A 6,072-nucleotide genomic window follows, 5' to 3' on the forward strand; every position below is an offset into this window, starting at 1 on the left:
CTGATTGAGTCAGAAAAAACTGATACACATCTTTTTCTGTATTTCTGCATGGACCGTCCGCCAATTGAAGAAAATCCTTTACTCGACGTTCTTCTGTACAGCGAAGAACTGAAAGTGGACGAGAAGAGTCAGCTTTATCTGACACTTGGTATTGATCCTGATAATGCCGAACTGACCCAGGCTGTTGATCAGTTTCCTGTCTTTTTCAGAGCAAAAAGTAGAATACAGCAATTCAAGCGACTGTTTGACCAGAGTCCTTTCAAAACAAGCCAAGTAGTCGAATACAGCGTTTTTGCTTCTCTAGTTAAAGCGCCATCAGCTGACTGGATGGCTATCTTGATCGAGCTGTTTGAAGAGTCCGCAGAACATAAAGAAGATAAGTGGGACCAGCTGGTCAAATTCGGAGACGACTCTCGCTTCTGGCAGATGGTTGATGAGCTGACTGGCTACAATCAATCTATAAGCGTGTCAGGGTCAGTATCAGTGAAAGAGTTAATGCATTATGTCTTCTTCACTTATCTTTCCACAGAAATGGACCAGCCGCTTCCTAAAGCCATCAGACCGTATGTGCTTCATAAAAGTAATCCGGTAATCGTCTTCATGAATCGATGGATGAACACGAAAGATAAAGAGAATGCCTATTATTTTGTCTCCACTGTAATTAAAAGTGGTTGGGCATTTGACGATCTATTCGGAGATTTACCTAGTCAGACCTTAGCTAATATAGAAACATTCAAATGGTTTGACTTGCAGCTGATCAAAGAAATTGTCCAATCAATTCATATGCAGACTGGAGAGATGGACCGCCTGACTCCACTTTTGGACAAACGGCGTAACACGATTTGGTATGAGGAATTCAGAACGGTTTATCATGTCTTGAAATGGGCCATTCAACTGAACCATTTTGTAGAAGAGTCTGAGTCCTCACTTCGCTCACTGATTGATTCTTCTAAGATATGGCAATTGTACAGCGAATCAGCTTATCATGTCGACCAAGCTTACCGTAAGCTGTATGAGTATTACGATGAGCTGTCAAGTGCCCACAAAGAGCTTGTGGTTGAAGTGAAAGATCAGATGGAGCGACTGTATGTGAATCAGTATCTGAGAGCCTTTAATAATAAATGGGACGCCTATTATCTTGATCAAACGGTTTTTGACTACGCCAAACTGCAGGCACACTTTTATCAAAATGAAGTGAAACCCTATGTTGCTAACGACAGACGCATTGTTGTGCTAATATCAGATGGTCTACGTTACGAAGCAGGTAAAGAATTATATCTCGAACTGACTAAAGAGAAGAAATTCAATGGCGAGATAGGCTGGATGCAGACGGAAATGCCTTCCATCACTTCGATCGGAATGGCCAGTTTGCTTCCACATCAAGCTTTGCAGTTTAAAGAAGATGGTCAAGTATTAGCAGATGGCTTGTCAACGAGAGGAATAAAGAATCGTGAAGCTATTCTGAAAAAGAGTGGTCATCCAGAAGCTGTCGCACTCAAAGCTACGGATATAAGTGAATGGAACCAGAAAGAATTAAGAGAACACCTTTATGGGAAAAAACTGATTTATATATATCATGACAAAGTAGATGCCATAGGAGATAATGCCCCAACGGAACAAGAGGTATTTGCAGCAACAAAAGATTCGATCGATGAGTTAAAGCAGCTAATGATTCGATTGACCAATGAACTAAGTATTACGTCCTTTTTAGTCACTGCCGATCATGGCTACCTCTATACAAGAGGGGCTATACCTAAGAGTGCTAAAGTAAGTGTAAAAAACAGTGAAGAAGCCTGGATTAAAAACAAACGGTTCATTCTTCTGGAAAATGCACCTGATTACCCTTTAGGACTCACATTTTCCTTATCTGAAAGACTCGACAGCTCCGGCTACATTTCAGTTCCACGAGGCATGAACCGCTTTGCTCTGCAAGGTGGGGGAAATCAATATGTACACGGGGGGCATTTGCCTCAGGAAATGATGGTCCCTTTGCTGCGCATCAAGACGGAACGAGGACGTAATGAAATACCTGAAGTTGGTGTTTCATTGATCAGTCAAACGCGAACACTGACCACAAACGTTGTCTGGCTGGACTTCCTGCAAGTGGAACCAGTCAGTGAAGAGAAGAAAGAAAAACGTCTGACTTTATACTTTGAAGATGAGCAGGGGCGTAAAATTTCCAATGAAATTTCACTGATTGCGGACAGAGTGAATCCGGCAAGTAATGAGCGAGTATTTACAGAAAAATTGGTTCTACTGAATGAGCAGTACGATTCTATGGCTCCGTATTATTTTGTCATGGAGAATGAAAACGACCCGACTGATATAGTTAAAGAACGGTTTAAGTTGGATTTGCTGCAGTAAAGTGCTAGGAAGGTAAATTATTATATGGGGAAACGAAAGAAGTCTAAGAAACACTGGGAAGAGATTGCAGAAGAGTTTTACAGCGACAGTTATTATTTCATAGCTGGTTTTACAAGTGGTGGAGCGCCATATGGAATCACCATGGAAGAAGCTGAAGAACAAGGACTTTTGGAAGAAGAAAAGAATGAGTGGGTAGACAAAGACCTGGATTTGCCATTTTAAAACAAACAGAACAGACCTTCGTTTCCATAAAAAAATGGACTGAAGGTCTGTTTTATATGGAGTTATGCTCCTATCAATTTTGAGATGTTTTTACGGCATTTATTTAATTTGGGTCCGGGCACATGCTCAACTATTTTAAAACTTCGAACTTTAATATCAATCGTATTGATACTGTCCGAGATGTTGATGTAATACCAAGATGAGAGAGTACCAAAATAATGTAGATTGTAGTGTGTGGTTTTGTCATGTTCCTTTATACCAAAAGATGAGAGAGTACCAAAATATATCTGATAAGTCTTTATTCGCTATAAAGTTCCTTTATACCAAAAGATGAGAGAGTACCAAAATATATTTTTTGTCATGTACTTTGTAACATAAGTTCCTTTATACCAAAAGATGAGAGAGTACCAAAATCATATCCAACTCATCGTATCGCCCGCCGATCGTTCCTTTATACCAAAAGATGAGAGAGTACCAAAATAGATGCTGACAACGCCATAATTTGCGCTTCGTTCCTTTATACCAAAAGATGAGAGAGTACCAAAATTCAAATACGCTATTCCAGGCAATGCAAATCGTTCCTTTATACCAAAAGATGAGAGAGTACCAAAATTTTTAGCTTCGAGTAGCTTTTCCATTGTTTGTTCCTTTATACCAAAAGATGAGAGAGTACCAAAATCATCACGATTTAGGTGTTATTCCTCAAGGTGTTCCTTTATACCAAAAGATGAGAGAGTACCAAAATTTAGCAAAGCGAATTGGACGTACCAATATTGTTCCTTTATACCAAAAGATGAGAGAGTACCAAAATAGCTACCAGAAGGTAACGACTTGTGGGATAGTTCCTTTATACCAAAAGATGAGAGAGTACCAAAATTACAAAATAGGGCAGTCAGTAAGGGTAAAGTTCCTTTATACCAAAAGATGAGAGAGTACCAAAATCCGTTGTACCACTCTAGGCTTGATCCATAAGTTCCTTTATACCAAAAGATGAGAGAGTACCAAAATCCGCCTCATAATGTGCTAATTGACTTCTTTGTTCCTTTATACCAAAAGATGAGAGAGTACCAAAATACAGATCATCAAAGAGAATTATTTGCCGACGTTCCTTTATACCAAAAGATGAGAGAGTACCAAAATTCATAACCTAATCGTCTCCTTTCGCCTGTCGTTCCTTTATACCAAAAGATGAGAGAGTACCAAAATTTGCAATAAAGTCAAGTCATGTTACTACAAGTTCCTTTATACCAAAAGATGAGAGAGTACCAAAATCGTCTGAAGCATTAACTAATGCATTTACATGTTCCTTTATACCAAAAGATGAGAGAGTACCAAAATCCTTAGCCGGAGGGGCTTTTTTTATTGGAAGTTCCTTTATACCAAAAGATGAGAGAGTACCAAAATTCGTATGATCGAAATATCTGTGACCTGTCGTTCCTTTATACCAAAAGATGAGAGAGTACCAAAATCAAGCGACATAGCATTGTCATCTAATTGGTGTTCCTTTATACCAAAAGATGAGAGAGTACCAAAATACGAAACTGCACTTTTGTATATTGACAAAGTTCCTTTATACCAAAAGATGAGAGAGTACCAAAATGGTGGTAAAGCCATACTGATGACACACGAGGTTCCTTTATACCAAAAGATGAGAGAGTACCAAAATTCATAACCTAATCGTCTCCTTTCGCCTGTCGTTCCTTTATACCAAAAGATGAGAGAGTACCAAAATCCGCTTGCAACAAATAGTGTATCATAGATAGTTCCTTTATACCAAAAGATGAGAGAGTACCAAAATTCCAATCATCGAAATAATCTGCTAAAATGAGTTCCTTTATACCAAAAGATGAGAGAGTACCAAAATCAATTAACTTCACGCATCGTTCATCAGCGAGTTCCTTTATACCAAAAGATGAGAGAGTACCAAAATAAAGGTCAATGTCGATTACTTGCATAAATTGTTCCTTTATACCAAAAGATGAGAGAGTACCAAAATCACAGGGGAATATGAACTAGTAGGCGAGGAGTTCCTTTATACCAAAAGATGAGAGAGTACCAAAATACTACTATTACAAAGGTAAGTGTGTGAGCGGTTCCTTTATACCAAAAGATGAGAGAGTACCAAAATCGATTTTCCCAAACGAACTCCCTGTTTTCTGTTCCTTTATACCAAAAGATGAGAGAGTACCAAAATCAAGCGACATAGCATTGTCATCTAATTGGTGTTCCTTTATACCAAAAGATGAGAGAGTACCAAAATGATTCTTGGGATACTGGGTCAAAAAGGGCGGTTCCTTTATACCAAAAGATGAGAGAGTACCAAAATCAATTAGTTTCACGCATCGTTCATCAGCGAGTTCCTTTATACCAAAAGATGAGAGAGTACCAAAATCAATCGCTAAATAATCTATATCTGACTGTTGTTCCTTTATACCAAAAGATGAGAGAGTACCAAAATAACGCAGCGTATAGAGTTTCTTCTGTCAATGTTCCTTTATACCAAAAGATGAGAGAGTACCAAAATGCGTCTTTTAGTGTCTGTAAGCACGGTTTGGTTCCTTTATACCAAAAGATGAGAGAGTACCAAAATCGAGTGGGATGATGACGATGCCGATTAAGCGTTCCTTTATACCAAAAGATGAGAGAGTACCAAAATCACCCCTGCGAGGATAATTCTACTACGATTGTTCCTTTATACCAAAAGATGAGAGAGTACCAAAATTGTCATAGTTAAAATGTTATCTTGTAATCGGTTCCTTTATACCAAAAGATGAGAGAGTACCAAAATGTGGATGCAATCAGACAAGCATATTAGATAGTTCCTTTATACCAAAAGATGAGAGAGTACCAAAATCAGCGCCATTTAAATTAAAAGCCACTTTAAGTTCCTTTATACCAAAAGATGAGAGAGTACCAAAATTTGCTGGGGCTTCTTTCTGCGTACCCTTCGTTCCTTTATACCAAAAGATGAGAGAGTACCAAAATTGCTAAACCTTAGCAATCCTTAACATTTTGGTTCCTTTATACCAAAAGATGAGAGAGTACCAAAATACCCCGACAAACACAAACGTAAGCGCCTTAGTTCCTTTATACCAAAAGATGAGAGAGTACCAAAATACGGCGGATCAACAATCGCTAAATCAAAATGTTCCTTTATACCAAAAGATGAGAGAGTACCAAAATACCCCGACAAACACAAACGTAAGCGCCTTAGTTCCTTTATACCAAAAGATGAGAGAGTACCAAAATATGTGCGCTTCTAACTGTTCCTTTGTGTAAGTTCCTTTATACCAAAAGATGAGAGAGTACCAAAATACCGTTCGACCAATTGAGCCGTTGGATTCGTTCCTTTATACCAAAAGATGAGAGAGTACCAAAATATAAGGTAGCTACTCCTGAAATGAAGCTGTGTTCCTTGTAGAAAAGCATTCTATACCGATAAAAAAGAGGCGAAAAAAGGCAATGTGATCCAGCAGACGTGAATAC

General features: G+C 38.6%; 2 protein-coding genes and 1 CRISPR repeat array. Both genes read left to right on the forward strand.

The window, feature by feature from the left end:
* Nucleotides 1-2,364 (forward strand): BREX-1 system phosphatase PglZ type A (gene pglZ / locus ABFX15_RS03740; protein ID WP_346024163.1); only part of this gene is annotated, 2,364 nt, incomplete at its 5' end.
* Nucleotides 2,365-2,388: 24 nt separating this feature from the next.
* Nucleotides 2,389-2,586 (forward strand): hypothetical protein, encoded by a 198-nt coding sequence (locus ABFX15_RS03745; RefSeq protein WP_346024164.1) that lies wholly within the window; start codon nt 2,389-2,391, stop codon nt 2,584-2,586.
* Nucleotides 2,587-2,833: 247 nt separating this feature from the next.
* Nucleotides 2,834-5,966: direct repeats of the CRISPR family, unit length 36 nt; unit sequence GTTCCTTTATACCAAAAGATGAGAGAGTACCAAAAT.
* Nucleotides 5,967-6,072 lie beyond the last annotated feature (106 nt).

Origin of the sequence: Alkalibacterium indicireducens (assembly GCF_039522005.1) — a bacterium.
Lineage (GTDB): Bacteria > Bacillota > Bacilli > Lactobacillales > Carnobacteriaceae_A > Alkalibacterium > Alkalibacterium indicireducens.